This is a genomic window from Labrys monachus (assembly GCF_030814655.1).
Taxonomy (GTDB): domain Bacteria; phylum Pseudomonadota; class Alphaproteobacteria; order Rhizobiales; family Labraceae; genus Labrys; species Labrys monacha.
The window spans coordinates 2,696,273-2,718,967 of sequence record NZ_JAUSVK010000001.1; the positions used below are offsets into that span (position 1 = coordinate 2,696,273).

General features: G+C 66.6%; 21 protein-coding genes. 9 read left to right on the forward strand and 12 right to left on the reverse strand.

Annotation, left to right across the window (positions count from 1 at the left end; translation table 11 throughout):
• Position 1: 1 nt before the first annotated feature.
• Positions 2 to 1,435: a C69 family dipeptidase gene (locus J3R73_RS12190; RefSeq protein WP_307426898.1), complete on the forward strand. Its 1,434-nt coding sequence runs from the start codon at positions 2 to 4 to the stop codon at positions 1,433 to 1,435.
• 6 nt (positions 1,436 to 1,441) lie between these two features.
• Here J3R73_RS12190 and J3R73_RS12195 read toward each other — a convergent pair whose 3' ends face one another.
• Positions 1,442 to 2,743, reverse strand: coding sequence for a hypothetical protein (locus tag J3R73_RS12195; protein WP_307426902.1), 1,302 nt, complete (start codon positions 2,741 to 2,743; stop codon positions 1,442 to 1,444).
• A gap of 339 nt (positions 2,744 to 3,082) precedes the next feature.
• Between J3R73_RS12195 and gnd the strand changes: the two genes are divergently transcribed.
• A complete protein-coding gene (gnd, locus tag J3R73_RS12200) occupies positions 3,083 to 4,507 on the forward strand; it encodes an NADP-dependent phosphogluconate dehydrogenase (protein WP_307426905.1) in 1,425 nt (474 codons plus the stop codon).
• A 55-nt stretch (positions 4,508 to 4,562) separates the two neighbouring features.
• Here gnd and J3R73_RS12205 read toward each other — a convergent pair whose 3' ends face one another.
• From J3R73_RS12205 to J3R73_RS12215, 3 genes are all read right to left on the reverse strand, one after another.
• Positions 4,563 to 4,823, reverse strand: coding sequence for a hypothetical protein (locus tag J3R73_RS12205; RefSeq protein ID WP_307426907.1), 261 nt, complete (start codon positions 4,821 to 4,823; stop codon positions 4,563 to 4,565).
• Between the two features lie 342 nt (positions 4,824 to 5,165).
• A complete protein-coding gene (locus tag J3R73_RS12210) occupies positions 5,166 to 5,501 on the reverse strand; it encodes a hypothetical protein (protein ID WP_307426909.1) in 336 nt (111 codons plus the stop codon).
• A gap of 213 nt (positions 5,502 to 5,714) precedes the next feature.
• The gene (locus tag J3R73_RS12215; protein WP_307426912.1) at positions 5,715 to 6,986 is read right to left on the reverse strand and encodes a cysteine desulfurase-like protein; all 1,272 of its coding nucleotides are present in this window, start codon (positions 6,984 to 6,986) and stop codon (positions 5,715 to 5,717) included.
• 191 nt (positions 6,987 to 7,177) lie between these two features.
• On the opposite strand from J3R73_RS12215, the gene queE reads away from it, so the two are divergent.
• Positions 7,178 to 7,813, forward strand: a complete 636-nt coding sequence (gene queE, locus J3R73_RS12220; RefSeq protein WP_307426913.1) for a 7-carboxy-7-deazaguanine synthase — start codon at positions 7,178 to 7,180, stop codon at positions 7,811 to 7,813.
• The gene (gene queD, locus J3R73_RS12225; RefSeq protein WP_307426916.1) at positions 7,810 to 8,166 is read left to right on the forward strand and encodes a 6-carboxytetrahydropterin synthase QueD; all 357 of its coding nucleotides are present in this window, start codon (positions 7,810 to 7,812) and stop codon (positions 8,164 to 8,166) included. The genes queE and queD overlap by 4 nt, the downstream gene beginning before the upstream one ends.
• A gap of 11 nt (positions 8,167 to 8,177) precedes the next feature.
• Here the strand turns inward: queD and J3R73_RS12230 are convergent, their stop codons facing one another.
• Both J3R73_RS12230 and J3R73_RS12235 read right to left on the reverse strand, forming a co-directional pair.
• Complete coding sequence (locus J3R73_RS12230) at positions 8,178 to 10,355, reverse strand: amylo-alpha-1,6-glucosidase (protein WP_370880078.1); 2,178 nt, start codon at positions 10,353 to 10,355, stop codon at positions 8,178 to 8,180.
• A gap of 160 nt (positions 10,356 to 10,515) precedes the next feature.
• Positions 10,516 to 12,285 (reverse strand): ABC transporter ATP-binding protein, encoded by a 1,770-nt coding sequence (locus tag J3R73_RS12235; RefSeq protein ID WP_307426920.1) that lies wholly within the window; start codon positions 12,283 to 12,285, stop codon positions 10,516 to 10,518.
• A gap of 197 nt (positions 12,286 to 12,482) precedes the next feature.
• On the opposite strand from J3R73_RS12235, the gene J3R73_RS12240 reads away from it, so the two are divergent.
• The 4 genes from J3R73_RS12240 to J3R73_RS12255 all read left to right on the forward strand — a co-directional run bounded on the left by J3R73_RS12240 (position 12,483) and on the right by J3R73_RS12255 (position 15,372).
• Positions 12,483 to 13,538 carry a glycosyltransferase family 4 protein gene (locus tag J3R73_RS12240; RefSeq protein WP_307426923.1) on the forward strand — a complete coding sequence of 352 codons (1,056 nt, stop codon included), beginning with the start codon at positions 12,483 to 12,485 and terminating at the stop codon, positions 13,536 to 13,538.
• A 177-nt stretch (positions 13,539 to 13,715) separates the two neighbouring features.
• Positions 13,716 to 14,291: a dual specificity protein phosphatase family protein gene (locus J3R73_RS12245; RefSeq protein ID WP_307426927.1), complete on the forward strand. Its 576-nt coding sequence runs from the start codon at positions 13,716 to 13,718 to the stop codon at positions 14,289 to 14,291.
• A 302-nt stretch (positions 14,292 to 14,593) separates the two neighbouring features.
• Positions 14,594 to 14,803 carry a cold-shock protein gene (locus J3R73_RS12250; RefSeq protein WP_307426929.1) on the forward strand — a complete coding sequence of 70 codons (210 nt, stop codon included), beginning with the start codon at positions 14,594 to 14,596 and terminating at the stop codon, positions 14,801 to 14,803.
• A 245-nt stretch (positions 14,804 to 15,048) separates the two neighbouring features.
• Complete coding sequence (locus J3R73_RS12255) at positions 15,049 to 15,372, forward strand: IS1096 element passenger TnpR family protein (RefSeq protein ID WP_370879900.1); 324 nt, start codon at positions 15,049 to 15,051, stop codon at positions 15,370 to 15,372.
• 108 nt (positions 15,373 to 15,480) lie between these two features.
• Here J3R73_RS12255 and J3R73_RS12260 read toward each other — a convergent pair whose 3' ends face one another.
• Positions 15,481 to 17,037: an acid phosphatase gene (locus J3R73_RS12260; RefSeq protein ID WP_307426933.1), complete on the reverse strand. Its 1,557-nt coding sequence runs from the start codon at positions 17,035 to 17,037 to the stop codon at positions 15,481 to 15,483.
• A gap of 69 nt (positions 17,038 to 17,106) precedes the next feature.
• Positions 17,107 to 17,319 (reverse strand): hypothetical protein, encoded by a 213-nt coding sequence (locus J3R73_RS12265; protein WP_307426935.1) that lies wholly within the window; start codon positions 17,317 to 17,319, stop codon positions 17,107 to 17,109.
• A 634-nt stretch (positions 17,320 to 17,953) separates the two neighbouring features.
• Between J3R73_RS12265 and J3R73_RS12270 the strand changes: the two genes are divergently transcribed.
• The gene (locus J3R73_RS12270) at positions 17,954 to 18,361 is read left to right on the forward strand and encodes a response regulator (RefSeq protein ID WP_307426938.1); all 408 of its coding nucleotides are present in this window, start codon (positions 17,954 to 17,956) and stop codon (positions 18,359 to 18,361) included.
• Positions 18,362 to 18,425: 64 nt separating this feature from the next.
• Here the strand turns inward: J3R73_RS12270 and J3R73_RS12275 are convergent, their stop codons facing one another.
• Genes J3R73_RS12275 through J3R73_RS12290 form a run of 4 tightly spaced genes read right to left on the reverse strand, consistent with a single transcriptional unit; the run spans position 18,426 to position 22,650 of the window.
• The gene (locus J3R73_RS12275; RefSeq protein ID WP_307426940.1) at positions 18,426 to 19,049 is read right to left on the reverse strand and encodes a beta/alpha barrel domain-containing protein; all 624 of its coding nucleotides are present in this window, start codon (positions 19,047 to 19,049) and stop codon (positions 18,426 to 18,428) included.
• Entirely contained in the window at positions 19,046 to 20,560 is a 1,515-nt protein-coding gene (locus tag J3R73_RS12280; RefSeq protein ID WP_307426943.1) for a sugar ABC transporter ATP-binding protein, read from the reverse strand. The genes J3R73_RS12275 and J3R73_RS12280 overlap by 4 nt, the downstream gene beginning before the upstream one ends.
• Positions 20,561 to 20,584: 24 nt before the next feature.
• Positions 20,585 to 21,565 (reverse strand): substrate-binding domain-containing protein, encoded by a 981-nt coding sequence (locus J3R73_RS12285; RefSeq protein ID WP_307426947.1) that lies wholly within the window; start codon positions 21,563 to 21,565, stop codon positions 20,585 to 20,587.
• 50 nt (positions 21,566 to 21,615) lie between these two features.
• Positions 21,616 to 22,650 (reverse strand): ABC transporter permease, encoded by a 1,035-nt coding sequence (locus J3R73_RS12290; protein WP_307426949.1) that lies wholly within the window; start codon positions 22,648 to 22,650, stop codon positions 21,616 to 21,618.
• Positions 22,651 to 22,695 lie beyond the last annotated feature (45 nt).

Genomic DNA, 22,695 nt, shown 5'->3' on the forward strand with positions numbered 1-22,695 from the left:
CATGAGCTACGGACTCTATGTCGGCAGGAACCGCACCGCCGACGGCATCGCCTATCTCGCCGGCTATGGCGACGAGCCGTCGAGCCATTGGCTGGAGATCGTGCCGCGCCGCCGGCATCCGGACGGCGCCACCCTCCGCGTCGGCGTCACGCCCGAGGCGGACATGCCCGGCCGGCTGTCGGACATCCCGCAGGTCGGAGAGACGGCGCGGCACATCCGCGTCAGCTACAGCTACTACAAGGGCGTGCCCGCGCCGCTCACCAATGGCGGCCTCAACGAATACGGAGTCGCGGTGCGGGACATCTGGTCGTCCTCGCGGCCGGAACTCGTCGCCATGACGCCGCCGGACCAGACGGGGCCGAACTACAGCGACCTCGCCCGCCTCGTGCTGGAGCGGGCCCGCACGGCGCGCGAAGGCGTCGACCTCATCGCCGGCCTCATCGCCCGCCACGGCTATTCGGACTATGGCGGCAATTCACACATCGTCGCCGACGCCGACGAGGCCTGGGTGGTGATCGAATTCGCCGGCGGCCACGGCCTGTGGGTGGCCGAGCGGCTCGGTGCCGACAGCATCCGTGCCTCGCGTCCCGGCTATGTCGGCGAGGTGCCGATCCACGATCCCGTGCAGGACGACTTCCTCTATCCGCCGCATTTCGTCGATTTCGCGGTGGAGCAGGGCTGGTACGACGCCGGGCAGGGCGGCCCCTTCGACGCCAATGCGATCTATGGCGACGGCAAGGGGCGCTGGGCCGGCGTGCAATGGATCGAGGCGGAGATGGCCGCCCGCGCCGCCCGGTCGCAGAAGATCGGCATGCCCGATATGCTGTGGGCGGTCAGGACGCCGACGCTGACGGGCGATACCGCCGGCTACGGCCAGGTCGTGCCGCTCGGCAAGCCGGCGCATGATGCGCTGCGCGTTCTCTGGCATACCCAGGCCGGCGCCGTCGCCGCGCCCTTCGTGCCCGTCTTCATGGGCATGATCGAGGTGCCGGAGGAATATCGCCAGCACCGCTATCTCACCAGCGGCGAAGCCTCGCGCTTTCTCGACATGCGCCATGCCGGCCGGGGGGACACCGTCTCCATGGTGCCGCAGGGCGTGGAATCGACGCGCTCCGCCAGCCAGGCCTGCAAGCGGCTCCTCAACCTCGTCTTCCAGCACCATGAGGTGTTCCTGCCTGAAGTCACGGCGCTGTGGGAGGGCGTCGAAGACCAACTGCTGGCATCGCACCGGCGCATCGAGCGCAGCGCTCGCATCCTGATCGAAGCCGGTGAGGCCGGCCTCGCGGCCGATCTCCTGACCTATTACGGCACGACGGAGCTGCGCCGCGCGCTCGACCTGGTGGAGCAGGTCACGCAGGGGCTGGAGATCCGGACCCGCTTCCTCTTCGGGTTCTCGGTCGATCCGATCCCCCGATGTCCGCCGCAGATCTGGTGACGCCTCCTATGGCCTCGCGGCGGATTCGCGCCGCAGCGCCAGCGCGGCGCCGATCGTGGTCAGGATCAGCGCGAAGGGCACGAAGCGGAAGGTGAACGCCGCATGCATGAAGGTGTGGTTGGCCTTGAGCTCGAGAAGGAAGAGCGGGAACAGGGCCAGTGCCGTCACCGCCAACACCCCGGCGCTCCGCCGACGCAGGACGGCGGATGCGAGCAGGGCGCACAGGACGACGGCGCATGCCGCCAGCGGCCACCAGCCGAGCGGCATGCGCGTGCTCTCGACCAGCAGGGCATAGCTCGCCTTGAAGGGAACATAGGCCTGCTCGCCCCCCGCGATCCAGCGGTTGAAGTCCTGGGTGGGCATGAAGGTCTTCTCGGCGAGGAGATCGCCGCCGATGCGGACGAGGGCCCATTTGGCCGCCCACATCGCCATGTAGCCGACGATCGCGATCACCTGGACGGCGACCGCGCCGGACAAAGCCGGCCGGAGCGCCCGGCCCGGGACGGCGCGCATGAAGAAGCTCCAGCCGAGCAGGAAGGCGAGGAGATCGGGATTGTAGAGGAAGTCGAAGAAATTATAGACCGCTCCCATGAGGAAGGCGGCCGGCAGGGCGGTGTCGAGACCCGATCGCTCCGACGGGCGCGGCAGCATCGCAAAGGCCCAGCAGAGCAGGAGGACGGCCATGGAGACGGCGTGGGTCGGCATGCGGGCGATGGCCTGCCAGTCCACGGTCGCGGACAGGAAGAGGAGGCCGGCGCAGGGGGCGGCGAGCGAGCGGATCGTCCAGCGGGTGGAGCGGCCGGGCATGACGGCCGAGGCGATGACGCCGAGCGCGGCGACGCCGAGCAGGAGGCTGCACAGGCTCTGCAGGCTGCCATAGGACAGGAAGCTGAGGGCCGGCTCGGTGAGCAGCCGATAGCCGTGCCAGTAGCGGGAATAGGCGAAATAGGGCTGTTCCGCCTGGCCGCCGACCGCGTCCCTCAGGCTTTCGCACATCGGCTTGGGAGGCTGCCAGAGCAGCGCCGGCGATTCCAGGGTGAACCACAGGGCATTCGCCGCCTTCGGGAGGATCGCCGTCGACAGGCCGACGCACTCGCTGAAATGGCTGGCGCGATGAAGCCCGAAACGCTCGACGCCCTCGCCGTCGCCCAGGCGATGGTCCTGGAAGGCCTGGCCGACAGCGGCGCGGATGGCGGCGGGATCGCGCTGCAGGTCCGCGAGCCAGAGCGAGGACAAAGCGAGGACGACGAGGACGGCCAGGCCGCAGCAGGCGCGCAGACCGGCCTTGAAAGGCGGGGACAGGTTCAATGCGGAGGTCCTGGCGGATGGAACCGGCGGAACGGACGGCGGCGGGGAGGAGGCGGCAAAGCGCGCCGCTTGTCAATTCGGGCTTGCCGCGCGCTGCCGCGGACGGCTGGCGCATGGCTCGCGGGGATGACTCGCAATCTGCGGATCCGCTGGCAAGATCTTGAATCAAAACAAGGAGTTGCTGACGGGTCACCTTCCACAGGAACTTGACGGCGCCGGCCGGGTCGCCAATTGGCATCTGTACAGATCGCGATAAAGGCGGCATACGCGCTGGGGACAAGGACGATCTCCGGCTGGCACGTCACAGCCGGTCGAACACCGAACGAGGGAGACGGACAAGTGGCACAGGCAGATATCGCGGTCATCGGCTTGGCGGTGATGGGGCGCAACCTTGCGATGAACATCGCTGAGAAAGGCTTCAAGGTCGCCGTCTACAACCGGTCGTCGTCACGCACGGACGAAGCCATGGCCGAGGCGGGTGATCTCGCCGGCAACATGATCGCCTGCCATTCCATCGAGGAACTCGTCGCGGCCCTCAAGCCGCCGCGCGCCTTGCTGCTGATGGTGAAGGCGGGCGAGGCGGTCGACCAGACGGTGGAACTGCTCAAGCCGCATCTTTCCAAGGGCGACATCATCATCGATGCCGGCAATGCCAATTACCGCGACAGCATCGCGCGCAACGATGCCTTGACCGCCGAGGGCTTCCAGTTCCTCGGCGTCGGCGTCTCCGGCGGCGAGGAGGGGGCCCGCCACGGCCCCTCGATCATGGCGGGCGGCAACAAGGACGCGTTCGCGCGGGTCGAGCCCGTGCTGATGGCGATCGCGGCGCGCTACGAGGGCACGCCCTGCTGCGCCTATATGGGACCGGCCGGCGCAGGCCATTTCGTCAAGACGCTGCATAACGGCATCGAATATGCGGATATGCAGATGATCGCCGAGGCCTATGGCCTGATGCGCGCGGGGCTCGGCATGTCCACCGCCGCCATCGCCGACGTGTTCGAGGGCTGGACCAGCGGGCCGCTCGCCTCCTACCTGATCGAGATCACGGTGCAGGCGCTGCGCACGACGGATCCGGCGACCGGCAAGCCGATCGTCGACGTCATCCTCGACAGCGCCGGCCAGAAGGGCACCGGCCGCTGGTCGGCCATCGAGGCGCTCGACCTCGGCGTGCCGGCGAGCGCCATCGCCGCAGCGGTGGAGGCGCGCGGCCTCTCGAGCGCCCGCGCCCTGCGCCAGGCGGTCAACGCCGCGCTGGGCGATGCCGAGCGCGGTTCGATCGGCTCGGCCACGCCGGAAGCCGTCGCGGACATCGAGAAGACGCTGCTGGCGGGCAAGATCCTCGCCTATGCGCAGGGCTTCGACGTCATGGCGGCCGGCTCGAAGCAGTTCGGCTGGGACCTGCCGCTGGCCGAGATCGCCCGCATCTGGCGCGCCGGCTGCATCATCCGCTCGCGCATGCTCGACCGGATGTCGGAAGCCTATTCGGCGACGCCCGCGCCGGCCTCGCTGATCCTCGATCCCGACTTCGCCGGCCAGATCAAGGAGAGCCTGCCAGCGGCGAGGAAGACCCTCGGCCATGCGGTCGCCGAGGGGCATGCCGTGCCGGCGCTGACCTCGGCCCTCAACTACCTGCAGCAATTGCGGGCCAGCCGTTCGACCGTCGACCTCGTGCAGGCGCAGCGCGATATTTTCGGCGCGCACGGTTTCGAGCGCATCGACCAGCCCGGCGCCCATCACGGCCCGTGGCATTCCGGCGCCGAATGACGAAAGGCGGGCCGGCGCCGCGAGGCGCCGGCCCGTTCGTGATCGTTGCGGCGTATCAGAAGCGGTTCGGCAGGCAGCGGCGGCCCGACGGTGCCAGATGGGTGCCGCGCGGGCAGACCAGGCGCCGCATCACGGGCGCGCGGCGGTTCGGCACGCAACGATTGAACGCATTCGGCTGCATGCCCGGGCCGCAGCCCATGCGCACGTCGCTCGCGATCGAGGGGTTCGGCCCGATCGGGGCGGCCGTCATGGCCTGGGCGGCGCCGGCGGCGGCGACAAAGCCGAGGACGGCGACGAGCATGGTGATTTTCGACATGATTTCGGTCTCGCTCCTGTTGATGTCCGGCACGGCCCGCTGAACGAATCGAAGGGATGATCCGTGCTCTCGCCATCGATTCGTTGCTTCGAATCGATGGCTGTCGAGCCGGTGGCCCGTTTCGGCCTGAGCCGGCGGAGCCGTGCCGCGACGATCTGACGTTAGGGCAGGTCGGTTAAGATTCCCGTGCTCGCCGCTGCGCGTGCCGGCCCCATCGTTCAATTCCCCGTGAGGCGCGATGCCGCCGCGGGACCGCAGGACGATGACAGCGCCTGCTTCGGTCGACGATCCCACATCTGCCGGACGTCGCTCACGTGCCGCATCGCGTGCGGCACGACGGCGTCAACGAGGCGGGCTTTCCATCTTATGGAAGACGGCGTCGACGGCGTTCATCAGCAGCTTGTCGGGGTGTTCGCGGCATTCGCGCCGGATCGCCATGGTGATGCCGAAGCCGTCCGTGTGGCCGCCGACCCAGTGATTGTTGTTGCGCGAATTGAGGGCCGACCACCAGCCGAGGAGCCAGGCATTGCCTTCGCCTTCGAGCTGCGGCGTCGACAGCCAGTAGCGGCAGGGCATCGTCCCGACGCCGAGCGCCATGAAATCATAGGCCGTCGCCGTCTGAGCCGCCAGCGTCAGAGGCATGGCGGCGAGCGCCACGGCAAAGAGAGACTGCCTCAACCCTTCATTCCCATCAATGATCAGATCGGGACGTCTGTCCCGTCGGCGCGGTGATGCGCAGGCCGGACGCGTCCGTCATGGTTCCCCATCGCGCCCCGGCGCATCGTGCCGGCCGGATCGCAACGCCGCCGGCGGCAGAGCATCTGCTGCGCGGCTGTTCATCGTATCCGCTGGCCTCGCGGTTGCAAGGCCTCGTCCGGATATCGCATCGATTCACGCGCGGGCAAGCGGCCGGGCGTTCGTCCCCAGCCAGCCCTCGAGGGCCGCCAGAAGGCGATCGACCTCGGCTCCGGTGTTGTACTGGCCGAGTCCGATGCGGACCACGCCGCCCTTGTCGAGGAGCCCCAGCCGCCGGACCGGTTCCACGCCGTAATTGTGGCCGTGCCACAGCGAGATGCCTTCGCGCGCCATGCCTTCGCAGATCGCCCGCGGATCGGCGCCGGGATGGACGAAGGAAACCGTCGGCACGCGGCGCGGCATGGCCTGGCGGGCCGTCAGTCCCTGGATCGCAACGCCCGGGATCCGGGCGAGGCCCTCGATCAGCTGCGCGGTGAGGGCCTGCTCATGCGCATCGATCGCCCGGATGCCGGCGACGATCTGCGCGCGGCGCCGGTCAACCGGCTCGGCGCCGCCGAATCGGGTACCGACCCATTGATAGTGCTCGATTGCGCCGAGCACGCCCGCAAGCGCCTCGCGGCTGGCGGTGCCGGTCTCGAACTTGCCGGGCGGCTCCGCGGGCGCCGGACGCACGCGGTAGGCGGTGAGGCGGTCGAGCACGTCGCGGCGCCCCCACAGGATGCCCTGGTGCGGCCCGTAGAACTTGTAGGCCGAGCAGACGAGGAAGTCGCAGCCGAGCGCCTTCACGTCGACGATGCCGTGCGGGGCGAACTGCACCGCGTCGACATAGACGAGGGCGCCGGCCTGCTTGACCCGGCGGGTGATCGCCGCCACGTCGTTGATGGTGCCGGTGACGTTGCTGGCATAGTTGATCGCCGCCAGCCTGAGCCGGTCCGTGACGAGGCCGTCGAGCTGCGACAGGTCGAACTCGAAGCTCGCCGGATCGAAATCGAGCCAGCGCACCACCAGCCCCTTCTCCTCGGCCAGCATCAGCCACGGGGCGACATTGGCGTCATGCTCCATGCGGGTGAGCAGGATCTCGTCGCCGGCCGCGAGTTCCCGTCCGATCGAGCGCGATATCGCGAAGGTCAGCGTCGTCATGTTCTGGCCGAAGACGATCTCGTCGGGCTCGCCGTTGAGGAAGGCGGCCATCGCCGCATGCGCCTCCTCGACCATCGCCTCGGCGGCGATCGACGTCGCGAACAGGCCGCCGAGATTGGCGTTGAGGCCGATCATCGCGTCCTCCATGCGGCGGAGCACGCGGCGCGAGACCTGGGTTCCCGCGGGATTGTCGAAGAAGACGCAGGGGTGCCCGCCGACCTCGCGCTCGAGGGCGGGAAATTCGGCACGGACGGCGTCGATATTCATGGGCGATTCCCCAAAAGCCTCTTGCTGATCGCGTCCCAGATACCGATTTCAGCACGCCGGGGAAAGGCGCATGGTGGCGCGTCCCATACCGCGGGACCGGGCTTGTCCGGCAATGCAGCCCCGCGGCGCATGCGGGTTGCGTTTCAGGCGGCTTCTGTTACCTGACGGCCCGCAACGATACGACAGGTCTGATGGCTTATTCGGTCAAGGAAATCTTCTACACCCTGCAGGGCGAGGGCCGGAATGCCGGCCGTGCCGCCGTGTTCTGCCGCTTTGCCGGGTGCAATCTGTGGAACGGACGCGAGGCGGACCGCGAGAGGGCCGTCTGCACCTTCTGCGATACGGATTTCGTCGGCACGGACGGGCTCAATGGCGGCCGTTTCGCAGAGGCGCCGGCCCTGGCCCGGGCGGTCCGTGCCGCCTGGTCGGGCGATGCGGCCGGCCGGCCGCTGGTGGTGCTGACCGGCGGCGAGCCGCTGCTCCAGGTCGACGATGCCCTGATCGAGGCCCTTCACGCGGAGGGCTTCGAGATCGCGGTCGAGACCAACGGCACGATCGAGCCGCCGCCCGGCCTCGATTGGATCTGCGTCAGCCCGAAAGCGGACGCCGCGCTGGCGATTTCGCGCGGCGACGAGCTCAAGCTCGTCTATCCCCAGCCGCAGGCCGGCCCGGCGCGCTTCGAGCATCTCGCTTTCGACCATTTCCTGCTGCAGCCGATGGACGGGCCGTCGCGCGACGCCAACACCCGGGCCGCCGTCGCCTATTGCATGGCCCATCCCCAATGGCGGCTCTGCCTGCAGACCCACAAATATCTCGGTATCCCATGAAGATCACCCAAGCCTTCACCTTCGAGGCGGCGCACCGGCTTCCCAACGTGCCGCCGACCCATCGCTGCAGCCGCATGCACGGCCATTCCTACCGGGTGGAACTGTGCCTGCAGGGACCGGTCGATCCCCATACCGGCTTCGTCGTCGATTTCTTCGATGTCGAGGCCGCCTTCGGGCCGCTGCTGGCCCGGCTCGACCACCACTGCCTCAACGAGATCGAGGGGCTCGCCAACCCGACGGCCGAGAATATCGCCGTGTGGATCTGGGACCGCGTCAAGCCGCTGCTGCCGGCGGTGGCCGCCGTCAGGGTCTATGAGACGGCCCAGTGCTGGGCCGAATATGAAGGCGTCTGAGGCCGCCGCGTTCAGGTCCGCTGCGCGGCACCCCCGCTCTTGTTGACCACGCCGAGGCCCTCCTCGCCGGCGAGGACCTCCACCACCGTCTGCCGGCCCGCGCGCTTGAGGACGACGTCGATCGCCTTGCCTCCGAGCGACAGGCGCCGGAGCGTGATGTCGTCCAGGAATTCCGGCAGCACCGGGTGGTCGAACACGATCTCGCCGGCATCGGCATCGAAGACCAGGCCGATGCTCGATTGCAGCAGGGAAAGCGGCGCAGCGGCCGCCCAGGCCTGCGGCGAGCAGGCCACGGGATAGAAGGTGGGTCCCTGTCCGCGCCGGCGCGGAAATCCGCAGAACAGTTCGGGAAGGCGCTGCAGGTCGATATAGGTCGAGGCCGCGAACAGGCCCTCGAAGATCCGGGCCGCTTCCCGCCGGAAGCCGTAGCGTGAAAATCCCGCGGCGATCATCGCGTTGTCGTGCGGCCAGACGGAACCGTCGTGATAGCTGATCGGATTGTAGCGCGCTTCCCTGGAGGCGACCGTCCGCACGCCCCAGCCGGAGAAGGAATCGCTGGTCATCAGGCATTTGACGACGGAGGCGGCCCGCTCGGGATAGGCGATGCCGGAAAACAGCGCATGCCCGGCATTGGAGGTGCGGACCCTGCAGGGCCGCTTGTCGCCGTCGAGGGCGAGGACATAGGCCCCGAGTTCCTCGTCGAAGAAGTGCCGATCGAACTGCTCGCGCAGCGTCTGCGCCCTGGCGGCCTGCTCCCGGGCGCGGGAGGCCTGCCCGGTTCGCTCCAGGATATCGGCCATGGCGAGGCGCGCGCCATAGACATAGCCCTGGACTTCGGCGAGGGCGATCGGTCCGCGCGCGAGGGTGCCGTCGGCGTGGAAGACCGCGTCATAGCTGTCCTTCCAGCCCTGATTGGTCAATCCCTTGGCGGTGCGGCTGCCATATTCCACGAAACCGTCGCCGTCGCGGTCGCCATAGGCGTCGAGCCAGGCGGTCGCCGCCTCGAGGTGGGGAGCAAGGCCGCGGATGAAATCGAGGTCGCCCGTCCGCGTCAGATAGGCCCCGGCCAGAAACAGGAAGAGCGGCGTCGAATCCACGCTGCCGTAATAATGCTTGAACGGCACCTCGCCGAGGGACGCCATCTCGCCGCCCCGCGCCTCATGCAATATCTTGCCGGGTTCGGCATCCGCCGCCGGGTTTTCCTCCGTTGCCTGGTTGAGCGCGAGATGGCGCAGAACGCCCCTGGCGATGGTCGGATCGAACCACAGCATTTCCCACGCCGTGATCAGGGCATCGCGCCCGAAGACCGTGCTGAACCAGGGGATGCCGGCATAGGGATAGGGCCCGGAGGGCAGATTGGTCGTCAGCGTGTAGAGATCGGAGATGCTGCGGCTCACCGTCCGGTTGAAGACGTCGTTCGACGTGGTGACGCCGGCAGCCTGGGCGCATCGGGTGCGCAAAGCGCGGCGGCTGTCGCGCAGGGCGAGGAGGAACGATGCGGGAACGGGCCGGCGGGTCCCTTCCGAGTTGCAGCTGACCTCGATGAAGACGATCTGCGTCTGCCGGGCCGGGACCTCGACGTCGAAGACCGCCATGTCGCCGGTGAGCCTGGCGGGCGTGGGAAAGAAGCGGACAGCCGTCGTCAGCCGCTTCTTGTCGAGGCCGGTATAGCTGAGCGTCACCCGGTCGCTCCCGACCGCAGGCGGATGATGCTGGCCGTGGCGCCGGCGTTTGGTTCCCCGCACCTCGAAGAGATCGGCAAAATCGGCGGCGAAGGCGACCTCGATCCGGATGCGGCGAGGCCTGTCCCCGAAATTGGTGATCGCCATGCGGCCGAAGAGCCCGGCCTCCCAGAGAATGAACGAGCGGCGGAAATGGAGCGAGCCTTGGGGCAGAGCCAGCTTGCCGCCGGCGTCGTAGAGATCGGGATTGGTGAGGTCGCAGGTGAACGTCGTATTGTCGTCGCTCAGCCCCGAGCTGAGCAGCTTGGGCTGGGACTGCTCCACGGTGAGCTGCAGATGGGAGAGGAAGCGCGTATCGCAATTATAGAGGCCCTCGGGGCCGCTGGGACCGGCGAGCGCGTCGCCGCTGTGGTCGAAGACGGCGAAGGTGTCGTCATGCTTGAGCGTGCGGAACTGCCCGTCCTGCAACGAGGTGGTTGCCGGTCCATGCGACACGAGACGCTCGATCTCGGGGGTCGGATTCGCCTCGAAGGTCCCGGGTGTCCGACGACGTTCGAGCGCTCGCTGCGTCACTTCTTTTCTCCATGTCCGGCCGTGATTCGAGGGTGGAACACTCCGATGCCAACATGACGAAACTGTGCACGCTCATCGCATTGTGAAGGCCGGCCTATGCCGCCTGCTCCGAAAGACGGCCGAGTTCGCGGGTGACGAGGTCGTAATAGACGCCGCGGCTGCGCATCAGCGCCTCCGGCGCGCCGTCCTCGATCATCTTGCCGCCCTCCAGCACGAGAATGCGATCGAAATTGCGCAGGGTGGACAGGCGATGCGCGATGGTGATCACCGTGCGGCCCGCCATCAGGCTCTCCAGCGCCTGGCGGATCGCTTCCTCCGAATCGCTGTCGAGGGCCGACGTCGCCTCGTCCAGGATGAGCAGGGGCGCGTTCTTGAGGAAGGCCCGTGCGATGGCGATGCGCTGGCGCTGCCCGCCGGACAGCTTCACGCCGCGGTCGCCGACCACGGTTTCGAGGCCCTCGGGCAGGTTCTCGATGAAGGAGCGGCAGCGCGCCGCCGTCGCCGCTTCCCAGACCTCCTCGTCGGTGGCGTCGGGGCGGCCGTAGCGGATGTTCTCCATCAGCGTGCGGTTGAGGAGGGCGGTGTCCTGCGGCACGATGGCGATCGCGTTGCGCAGGCTCGTCTCGGTGGCCTTGGCGATGTCATGGCCGTCGATGAGGATCCGCCCGCCCTGTACGCGGTAGAAGCGCTGCATCAGGCCGACGAGCGTGGACTTCCCGCTGCCCGAGCGGCCGACGAGGCCGACGCGCTGGCCGGGCTCGATCTCGGCGTTGAAGCCGTTGAAGACCAGCTTCCCGCCGCTGCCGGGATAGCCGAAGGTGACGTTCTCGAACGTCACGCGCGCCCCGTTCGGAACGAGGGCCGAGGCCTCCGGATGGTCGTGCATGTCGTGCGGCGACAGGAGCGTCGCCAGAGCTTCGGTCAGGCGCGCCATGTGCTGGGTGACGTCGACGAGGGCGACCGCCAGATCGCGGGTGGCACTGAGCACCGACAGGCCGAGCGTGCAGACGAGCACCACGTCGCCGGCCGTCGCCTGTTTCTCCTCCCACAGCGTGATCGCCCAGGCGAGCAGCACCAGCGTCATGACCACGACGACGAGCGCATGGGTGAGGCGCAGCTTCTCCAGATATTGCAGGCTGCGCCGGCGCGCCGTCATCTCTTCGGCGACCGTCATGTCGAAGCGCGAATGTTCGCGGGCCGTGCCGCCGAAGGCGCGCACCAGGGCCATGTTGCCGATGACGTCGACCATCTCGCCGTCGACGGCGGCGGCCTTGTTGGCGAATTTGTGGTGCAGCGGGCGGCCGGCTGCCGCGATGTGGAACATCGCCAGCATCACCACCGCGGCGATGACGATGAGGACCGCCGCCATCTTGACGCTGACCATGGTGAGAAAGGAAATCGCGCCGACCGTCGCGACGCAGGGAGGCAGCACATTCCAGACGAACATGTTCTCGATCTGGAACACCGCGTTCGACGTCGCGGTGATTCGGCTGGTCAGCACCCCCGGGAGACGGTCCGCGAAGTAGCCGGGCGAATGGCCGGTGAGGTGCCGGAAGAGTTCGGACCTCAGATCCCCGGTCACATTGACGAAGGCATAGCTGGCGACCCAGCTCGCGACGCGCCACAACAGGTTATCGGCGGCGACGAAGGAGACCAGCACGGTGAAGGCGAGCCACGGACTCTTGCCCTGGCCCGGCTCCTGCGACAGACTGTCGACAAGAAACTTGACGCCGTACTGTGTGCTGACAGAAAAGGCCACGGCGCCGAGCACGGCAAGAAGGATCACCGCATGGGCGACAGCATGGCGTGCGATGTAGCGCGCGAAAAAAGCCAGCGGCCGATGCCGATATTCCGTCAACGGCATTGCTGCCCTTCTCCTTGACGTCGTACCGTAACTTCGACTCGAAGCAATACGGAAACAATGGGAAAACCTACTCGACTAACGCACGCCCGAGTCATTGTCGCAATATGTCCTCGGACGGGCTGCCTTGGAACAAGGCCCGTGATCTAGGGATTACAGGCTTCAGCCGCAAAAGCACAGCACAGAAGGAGAAGTGTTTCATGAGGATTGCGCAAATTGCTCCCCTGACGGAGGCGGTTCCGCCGACATTATACGGCGGGACCGAGCGTGTCATCTCCTGGCTTACCGAAGAATTGGTTGCCCTCGGCCAGGACGTGACGCTCTTCGCCAGTGGAGACTCGGTGACCACGGCCAAGCTGGAGCCGATATGGCCGCGTGCCCTGCGCCTCGACGGCACCGTTCGCGATCCGAACGCCCTGCACAACATGATGATCGAGCAGGTCTACCAGCGGGCCGGCGAATTCGACCTCATGCATTTCCACCTCGATTATTTTCCCTTCTCGCTGATGTCGAGGCAGCCCACGCCCTTCGTCACCACGCTGCACGGCCGGCTCGACCTTCCCGAGCATCAGCCGGTCTTCGCGACCTTCTCCTCCATTCCCATCGTTTCGATCTCCAATTCGCAGCGCCGTCCGGTGGCCAAGTCCAATTGGGTGCAGACGGTGTATCACGGCCTTCCTGCCGATCTTCTCACGCCGCAGCCGGTCGAGCCGAGCTATCTGGCCTTCCTCGGCCGCATCTCTCCGGAAAAGCGGGTGGACCGGGCAATCCGCATCGCGCAGCGCTGCGGCATGCCGCTGAAGATCGCAGCCAAGGTCGACAATGCCGACAAGGATTATTTCGACGAGCAGATTCGCCCGCTGCTCTCCACCTCCGGCGTGGAGTTCATCGGCGAGATCGGCGACGGCCAGAAATCGGAATTCCTCAGCGGCGCCAGCGCGCTTCTCGTGCCGATCGACTGGCCGGAGCCGTTCGGCCTGGTGATGATCGAGGCGATGGCGTGCGGAACGCCGGTGATCGCCTTCAACCGGGGTTCCGTTCCCGAGATCATCGAGGACGGCCTCACGGGCTTCGTGGTCGAGGACGAGACGAGTGCCGCCGGCGCGGTGCACAAGGCGCGGTCGCTTTCTCGCGCCGCCATCCGCCAGCGCTTCGAGGAACGCTTCACCGCCCGCCGCATGGCCGAGGATTATCTTGCGCTCTACCGCAAGCTGATCGACGCCAAGCGCGCGCGGCCGCGCCTGGCCACGGTCTGATTCGCCGGGCCGGCCTTCGGGATCGGCGCGGCGCCTCTGCATGCGAAAAAGGAAGCGGCGCCGGCCTTTCGGCGGCGCACGCCTTTCTTCCGCTATAATTCCATCATGATAGAGAGCTAGAGGTCCAGCGGGTTGCCCGCTGGACCTTTTCCTTGGGGCCGCGGCGCGGATATGGCGATGCAGTTGAGCTTTAAGCGTGTTGCGGCCTGGGGCGGAGCGGTCTGCCTCGCCGCTGTTCTTGCGGTCGGCGCCTATGCCGGCGTCGTCATCTATACCGGCAATTTCAACGCGGTGATCGTCGGCGAACTCTATCGTTCGGCGCAGCCGGATGCCCGCTCGATCGAGCGGGACGCCAATCGATACGGCATCAAGACCATCATCAACCTGCGCGGCGCCAATCCCGGAAAACACTGGTACGACAAGGAAGTCGCCGAAGCCAACCTGCTCGGCATCCGGCATGTCGATTTTTCCATGTCCGCCCGCCGCCAGCTGACCCAGGCCCAGGCCGTCGAGTTGATCGGCCTGATGGACAGCGCCGCCAAGCCGATCCTGATCCACTGCGAATCCGGGGCCGACCGTACCGGCCTCGCCTCGGCCCTCTACCTCGCCTCCATCGCCAAGCGCGGCGAGACGGCCTCGGAGGCCCAGCTTTCGCTGCGCTTCGGCCATTTGTCGCTGCCCTTCGTGTCGAGCTATGCCATGGACCGGACCTTCGAGGCCCTTGAGCCCTGGCTCGGCTTTCACGATTCCTGACGGGGGGATCCGCTTCGGAAGGCCATGGGACGGCGCCGGCAAGGGGGTGCGAACGCCTCGATCCCGGGGCGATAGGGCCGGGCTGCGCAATTCCTGGCGGGAAACTCGCTTCGAATTCGTTCGCGATGCTTGCATTTTCGCAGTTTTTTCCACATAGGTGTGCGATCGATCTCGGCCGGACGTTTTGGCCCGCTTGGCTTTACCGGCCGTGCATGCTGATGACCTTCCATCCAATTTCGACCAATCGACTCCTGCGCATTCCGTTTCAGGATAGCGATCGTGCCCATAGGAAAGGTTTCATCATGAGCACTGGCACCGTTAAATGGTTCAACTCCCAGAAGGGCTACGGCTTCATCCAGCCGGACGACGGCAGCAAGGACGTTTTCGTCCACATCAGCGCCGTCGAGCGTGCTGGCCTGCGTGATCTGCAGGAAGGCCAGAAGATCAGCTATGAGCTGGTCGAAGACCGCCGCTCGGGCAAGCTGTCGGCTGACCGCCTGCAATCCGCCTGAACGGACGGATGACGACGCCGGCACGGGCTGACGCCCTCGAGCCGGTATGAAGGAGGAGGCAGTTTCGGCCCCCTCTTTCGCCCTGCGTCCCGCCAGAGCGGGATGATGCGCGAACCCGCGGCGATGCCCGTGGAAGCCGATCACGGCCGCCGAGCCAACTCCCGACATCGTCGTCTTCGACGCGCCCCGCCGAACAGCAGGCGGGGGAGTAACCATGTCGTAGAGTCGCGACATGACTGCGACGATTGCCCGCCTCACGATCACGTCGAACCCAAGGTGATGCGCCGTCTCGAGGTGCCCGCTACCCTTCGGCTCGACCTCCGGATCCCGACATGGCCTATCCTCGCCTCGTCGAGGCGACCGGCTGCTGTCCGCCCGAGGATATCGGCGGGCCCTGGAGCTATGCGGAGTTCATCGCGGTTCTTGCCGACCCCGAGCATGAACGCCACGGCGGGGCCGGTGACGTCGATCCTGTCCACCTCGACCGCCAGGAACTCGCCGGCAGGGTCGCTGGTCTTGCCCGCCGATGGACGCGCAAGACCGCCGCGCCGCGCGCGAAAGCATCATAACCCGTTCTACAGCCCTGCTCGTTGCTTCGGCGTAGTATCCAGCCGTCCGGGGCGCCTGCGCGATGTCGGCCGGATCGGCGGGCGCGGGCTGCGGGCGGCTCCCCGGCGTCAGCGCGAGCCGGTCAGGTCCAAGGCGCTGGTCAGGTCGCCCAGAGGCGGCTGGTTGTAGGACGCAACGGCATCGTCCCGCACCGTGATCCCGTGCAGGGTCGGCAATTCGAAGCGGCGGGTGATGAAGCGCAGGATCGAGGTCGTATCCATCGGCGTGTGGTCGACGAAGCCGCGCCGGGCGAAGGGGGAGATGATGATGGCGGGAATGCGCGAGCCCGGTCCCCAGCGGTCGCCCTTGGGTGGGGCGACATGGTCCCAGAGGCCGCCATTCTCGTCATAGGTGACGACCACGAGCATGTGCGCCCATTGGGGGCTCTTTTCCAGATGGGCGACCACATCCGCGATATGGGCATCGCCGGCCTGGATGTCGGCATAGCCGGAATGCTCGTTGAGGTCGCCCTGCGGCTTGTAGAACGACACCTGCGGCAGCGTGCCGGCGTCGATCGCCTTGATGAACTCGGACCCGCCGAGGCCGCCGTCGCGCAGATGCTCGGCGCGCGCGGCCGTGCCGGGCGCGAAGCTCGCATAATAGTTCAGGGGCTGATGGTGGTATTGGAAATTGGGCACCGGCGTCTTGTTGCCGTGGTCGAGGACATATTGCCAGGCGCCGCCATACCATGCCCAGCCGATCTTCCTGAGGCTGAGGAGATCGCCGATCGTCGGCTCCGTCTGGGGAGGCAGGGTCGTCGGATTGGCCGGATCGGCGGTCGCCGGGTCCGCTCCCTTGGCCGGGGCGTTCCCGCTCGGCTGGTAAGACGGCTGCATGGTGTTCACGGCATGAAAATCGGGCGTCAGATTGCCGTCGCCGACGAATTTCGGAATGCCGTCGAGTGCGGATGCAGGCGAATTGACGGCGAGCTTCAGCGTGACCCCGTCCGGCTCGACGACCGCGATGGACGGCTTGGCCGGACTGGTGTCGGCGCCGGGATAGGAGGGCGCGCAGGCGCAGACGAGCCACTGATGGTTGAAGAAGGAGCCCCCGAAGCCACCCATGAAGAAATCGTCGGCGAGGACATATTTCCGCGCCACCTTCCACATCGCCGTCTTCGAACCGTCCCACAGGCTCATGGGCATGGCGCCGCTGTCGGCCCAGGCGACGAATTTGTCGTTCCTGCCGCCGTCGATCTGCATCTGGTTTTGATAGAAGCGATGCCACAGATCATGGGTGATGGATCCAAGCGGCAGGTTGAACCCGTCGGGGTCGTCGACCCTGAACGGCCGATTGGGCAGATGCGCGCTGTCGGCCTGCGTCACCGGCGGCGTTACCCCTTTGGCCGTGAGCCCGTCCCAGACCGGCGGCAGTTCCTTCAGAGGCATGCCGTCGCGGTCGCGCTGGAGGAGCGCTGTGCCCGACGCGTTCTGAAGGCCGTTGGCGCCGGGAAAACTGCCATAGAGATTGTCGAAGCTGCGGTTCTCCGCATAGATCACCACGACGGTATCGATCAACTTCAGGTTCTGGGAAGGATCGTCATTGTATCCGGCGGCCAGCGCCGGCGACAGGATGCCGGCGGCAAGGCCGGCAAGGGGCGCGGCCACGATCAGTCTCGTCAGCATCCTTCCACTCCCAAATCGTCGTGATGGCGTTCTCAGCCGGAGCCTTGATCGCTGGCCCTGCACGGCAAGCTAGATTTCCCCCGGCGCTGCGGGGATATCGAGCGCTTGGGCGACGGCTTCGATGCCCTTGCCCTCCATCGCGACCTCGCCGCTGTCATGCACGGTGACGAGGGCGCCGTTGGCGAAGCTCAGGCGCCAGCCGTCGTCCTCAGGGTTTCGCCGGCGGTCCGTCAGTTCGAGACCGGCGGCGGAAATTCGCGCGATGGCTTTGTCGACATCCATGGGCGATCCTCCAAGGGGCGCTCGAAGGGGGGGCGCTCGCTCGCGCGATATTGGATATCCGGAATGCAGGGTGTCAAGGCAGTGGCGCTGCTGCGATCCCCGCCACGCCCCCGGAAGGCGAGGGGCATGTTGTGGCATGCGCAGCCTATGTCCCTGTCTGGCGTGAAATACTGTCGGGGAAATGATATCGAAATTGATTCATTGAATATCCCTCCAGGGGAATACAGATAAAATCAAAATGTTCATTTAAACTATTTAATATAAATTACAATATATTTAATATTAATCTATATATATTTGATTGAAGATTTAAAATGATATAAATGCACGGATTTACGCGGGACTAAATTAGGTTCGAAGATTTTACAAAAAAAGATAGGCTCATAATGACCTGTGTTGTAGATATGAGTCCATTCCCGCGGGGCGTCCAGCATAAAAATGCAGTTTAAGATCTCTGTTGCCATTGTCGCTGAAGTGCAACCTGCGCGTGTATTGTGGCTTTCCTCCTGACCTGGGCAGATCGAAGGGCGGCGTCTGTCCGCCTGCATTTGGAAAACGCCGAGGCGTGAACCTGCCGCGTCGAAGCTCGCGGCGCGCATCTCCAGACGCTGCCATACGTAACTCCGGATAGGCGATGACCCGCAAGGTCTTGATTGTGAGTGACAGTGAACTCGTACGCATGCGGGTCGTCGAGGCGCTCGCCGCCATGCGGCCAGGCTGGGCCTGTGCCGAGGCCGGGAGCGCCGACGAGGCGCACGCCATTGCCGAAGATCGTCCGATCGATGTCGCGTTCCTGGATTTCGAACTGCCCGGCGGCGGCGGCCTGCGGCTTGCCGTCGAGCTCCGGGCGCGGCAGCCGTCGCTGATCGTCGGCATCCTGGCGGACGCCCGGTGGGGACGGATCCGCCCGGGCGCGGTGGGGTTGCGGGCGGCATTCCTGCCGTCTCCGCTGACGGAGACGGCGCTCGGCGCCTTCCTGGACGCGGCCCTTCCGGCCGAACAGCCGAGCGAGCAGGATCTTCTTCCGGCGCAGGGCGCTTGACTTTCGCCGGCATGGAGGCCGGCCGGTGCAGGATGCCTCTATCGAAGAAGGGGCGCCGACGGCGTCACGCGGCCAGGGCGGCAGCCAATTCGCGGGCGCGATCGGCAATGTCGCCGCTGTCGAAGAGCGCCTTCCCCAGAACCGCGAGCTCCACCCGCGACAGCATCGGCAACCGGAGGTGCTGGGCCTGGAGGCTGCCGTCTATGATGGCGCGAGTCGTGGCCGGCAGCTTTTCGAGCCTTGCCAGAGCCTCCTCGGAGAAGGGGCCGCCGCCGGGAGGGGCGGTGAGAAGCAGCACGCCATCGGCCGCCGGCAGGAAAGGCTCCGCTGCAGCGACGGGCGTGTCGGGGAGCAGAGCCAGATAGGCGCGGGCTCCGGCCGCGCGGATGGCGAGAAGAAGCGCTGCGGGCTCGGGCATGGCTTCGAGGTGGAACGCGACGCTGCGGACGCCCATCCCTGCAAAACGGACGGCCCAGGTCTCCGGCTGCTCGATCATCAGGTGGACGTCCACCGGGATCGGGCATTCCCCGACGAGGCGGCGGACGAGGCTTTCGCCGAGGCCGAAGGCCGGGGCGAAGCGCCCGTCCATGATGTCGACATGAAGGGAGGCGCTATAGGGGGCGACGGCCTCGATCGCTTCGTGCAGCCGAAGGGGATCGGCAGCATAGAGGCTGGGGGAAAGTCTCATGCCGCTTGCGACCAGGCATGGCGGCGCAGCGTCGCGATCGACAGGTCGTCCTCGGGAATGGCGTTGCCGTCGCAGGCGCCGTGCCGGAAGACAACGATCCTGTCGGCGATATCGAGAAGCTCCTCTTCCTCGCTGGATACGACGATCACCGACCCGCCGGAACGCGCGAAGCTGGAAATGATCTCGTAGATCTCCGCCTTTGCGCCGATGTCGACGCCCTTGGTCGGCTCGTCGAGCAAAAGCAGTCTCGGCGCCTGCAAAAGTGCCCGCGCGAACAGGACCTTTTGCTGGTTGCCGCCGGAAAGCGCCGTGATCGGCTGGCCGATGTCGCCGCGGACGGGGACGTGTCCGAGCGCGTCGGCGGCCGCCTTGCGAAGCGCGTCCCACCGCAGCAGTCCCGCTGACACGAACCGGTCGAGCACAGGCAGCAGGACATTGTCGATCGACGTCATCTGGGGAATGAAGCCGTCCGATTTGCGCTCTTCCGACAGGAAGGCGATGCCGGCCGCGATGGCGTGCTCGGGATCGCGCGGCGCGAAGGCCTTGCCGTTCAGGACCATCGCGCCCTCGGGAGAGGTCTCGGCGCCGTAGACGGTGCGCAGGAAGCGCGAACGTCCCGCGCCGATCAGCCCGTAGATGCCGAGTATCTCTCCGGCGTGAACCGCGAGGCTGACGCCGTCGAGGCCGTTGCCGGCCAGCGCGCGAGCTTCGAAGACGACATCGCCCGGGGCTCCGCCGCCCGGCGATCGCGCGCGACGGCCGGCCCCGGCCTTGCCTTCATGGCCGGCGCCGACAATGGCCTCGACGACATCCTCGCGCCCGATCTTCGTCGCGTCGCCCGACAGCACGGTCCGGCCGTTCGACAGGCCCACGATGTGATCGGCGACGGCGAAGACCTCGTCGAGCTTGTGATCGATCAGCAGGATGCCGACCCCCCGGTCGCGCGCCAGGCGCCGAAGGACGGCGAGAAGCTCTTCGATCTGCTTCTGCTCGAGGGCCGTCGTCGGCTCGTCGAGCAGGAGATAGCGGACATCGCGATGAATGGCGCGCGCGACCTCGAGAAGCTGCCTGTGGGCGACCGAAAGATGAGCCACGCGATCGGTGGAGGCGGCGGGAATGCCATATTCGGCGCAGAGCGCGTCGGCCTCCCGGTTCATGGTCCGGCGGTCGAGCAGGCCGCCCGACAGCTTCTCGGTGCCGAGGAACAGGTTCTCGGCGACCGTGAGCTCGCCGATCAGGCTGAGTTCCTGATAGACACAGGCGATTCCCGCCGCGCTCGCCTCGGACGGTGCTTGAAAGCTGACCGGCCGGCCGTCGATGCTGAGCGATCCCGCGGAGGGCGTGTCGGCCCCCGACAACAGGCGCAGCAGCGTCGACTTGCCCGCACCGTTATGGCCGATGAGCGCCACGATCCGGCCTGCCGGTATTTCGAGGCTGACATCCGTCAGGGCCTTGGTGGCTCCGTATGACTTGGAGACCTCGGCCACAACCAGACTTTCCCGGGCGCTCATCGGCATTCTCGTCGTTTACGGCAATCAGCCGACTTCGCCCGGGCCGGGCTTCTGTCCGTTCAGGAAGATCTTGAGCGGTTGCAGCACCTGCTGCGGCACATCCTGTCCGCCGAGGTATTTCTTGAGGTTCTCCAGCGCGATGCGGGCGTAATCGGCCGGCTCCTGAGCGGCGCAGGCGGCATAATTCGCGGTCAGCGCCGTGTCCGCGGCGCAGAAGGCATAGAGCTTCACGCTGTCGGCCTTGTCCTGCTGCGCGATGGCCTGCAGGGCGCCGACGGCGCCCGGCCCCGTGTCGGCCCAGATGACATTGATGTCGGGATGGCCCTGCAGAAGGTCTCCGGTCACCTGCAGGCTGACATTGGGGTCGACCTTGCTGTTCACGGTGCCCGCGACCTTGGCGTTGGGGTTCTTCGTGATCGCGTCGGTGAAGCCCTTGTCCCTCTGGTTGGTCGGGATCTGGTCGGGATCGCCGACGATCCCCGCCACGACGGTGGCGCTGTCGCCGAGATCCTTGAGGAGCTGCTCGCCGATCTGTCGGCCGCCGGCGACCTGGTCGGCGCCGACATATTCGACGAAGGAGGCGCCCTGCGCCTTGAGGTCCTCGTCCGAGACGATCACGTTCACCGTGAAGACCGGGATGCCGGCGTCGTTGAGGGCCTTCACGCTCGCCGCGCCCGGCCCGGAGTTGACCGCGTTCAGCACGACCGCGCATACGCCTTGCTGGACGAAGGCGTCGATCTGCGAGAGCTGGTTGGAATCATTGTCGTTGGCGATGGCGACGTTGACGGCGAAGCCCAGCTTCGCGCCATTCTTCTCGAAACTGTCCTGCATCGCGATATAATAGGGGTTGACGGTGTTCGGCAGCGCGACGCCGATGGTCGGCTTGGCCTGGCTGCAGTTCGCCGGCAGCTTGGGGGCGGCGATCGCACTGCCATCCGCCAGAAGCATGCCGGCGCCGAGCGCCGCCGCGCCCAACAGCATCGATTTGAGGGTGGTGATCTTCATTTCTTTCCTCCTTGGTTCTTCATGCTCATGCCTGTGCCTCGGCCTACGAGCTAGGCCGGTCCCTCCGGCTTTGTCGGGCCGGGGGTAATGCGTGCCGCAGCGTGAGGGACGGCGCGATTTTCGGGAGCTTTGCGGAATGTCCGCTTCGTGTTGTTGGCGCGGCGGTAGGTGTCGAAGGTGACGCCGAGCAGGATGATGACGCCGATGACGAGCGACTGCCAATAGCTCTGGACATTGACGACGTTCATGCCGTTGCTGACCACGGCGATGAGCACGGCGCCGATCATGGCGCCCAGCACCGTGCCCACGCCGCCGAACAGCGAGACGCCGCCGACGACGGCGGCGGCGATCGAATAGAACAGCTCGTTGCCGGTTCCGGTCGCCGGGAAGCCGACCATCAGGCGGGAGGTGGCGATGAGGCCGCCCATGCCGGCACAGAATCCGCTGACGGCATAGGCGCAAAGCGTGGTGCGGCCGATATTGACGCCGGAGAGCCGCGCGGCGGCGCGGTTGCCGCCGAGCGCATAGATGTGGACGCCGCGACGGGTCATGTTGAGGAAGAGCCCCGCGATGACGGCGGCGACCACGATCAGCACCACCGGCATGGGCAGGCCCAGGATCCGGGCCCGGCCGATGAGGGAAAAGCCCATCTGATGAATGGAGATGGACTGCGCCCCGGTAATGATCAGCGGGACGGCGAGCGCGACGCCCTGCGTCGAAAATGTCGCGATGAAGGCGGGTATGCGCAGGAAGTGAATGAGCGCGCCGTTGATCAGTCCGAGGGATGTCGCGACGGTCAGGGCCAGCAAGGCTGCCAGCGGCCAGGGCACGCCGAGCTGCATCAGCAGGGCGGCGAGGACACCGGTCATGCCGATCGTCGCGCCGGTGGACAGGTCGATCCCCCCGGTGAGGAGCACGAAGGTCTGGCCGAGGGCGAGGAAGGCGATGACCGTGCCGTTGACCAGGAGGACGAAGGCGTTGCTCACGGTCCGGAAGGAGGGCGAGAGCAGGCTCAAGGCCAGGATGACGACCAGCAGGACCAGGAAGATGCCGATTTCCTCGGGAAAGCGGCGCTTCCTGGACATGGCGGCTACCGTTTGGCTGGGAGGAGAGGCCATTTGAGGTTGAGC